Annotated in this window: 1 pseudogene; it reads right to left on the bottom strand. The window is 34.8% G+C overall.

The features are described 5' to 3' along the window. Window positions 1-152 (bottom strand): annotated as a pseudogene (locus HZY83_RS06205) (50S ribosomal protein L25/general stress protein Ctc); the annotation flags it as partial. Window positions 153-391 lie beyond the last annotated feature (239 nt).

Below are 391 nucleotides of genomic sequence, written 5' to 3'. Positions count from 1 at the left end.
ACTTTGATGAATTCAACTTCATCAACTTTAACTGAAGTATTTTTAGTACCGTAACCGTATACAACTGCAGGTACTTTACCTGAGTTTCTTAATTGTTTAAGGTCAGAACGAGTTTGTTTACCTTGACGGATGATTGACTTTAATGAAGCCATTCAAATTTCCACCTTTCAAATTTTGCAGTATTAACAATCTATCGACTGTTCTCATCTGCTCCTCACTTGCCCATCAACTCTATAGTTGCTTGCAAGTGTTTATTTGTCCGTAAATTCACGAACGAATGTATTATACACGTTGTTAGTTAATTCGTCAAACGCATTTGTAACCTTTAGTCAAATAATACACTTACAGATTCTCGTTCATAAACACGGATAATCGCTTTACCGATTAATCC

This window comes from Gemella sp. GH3 (assembly GCF_013415425.1).
Classification (GTDB): domain Bacteria; phylum Bacillota; class Bacilli; order Staphylococcales; family Gemellaceae; genus Gemelliphila.
Note: the sequence above shows the minus strand (reverse complement) of the source record. Positions and strands in the feature narration are given on the sequence as shown.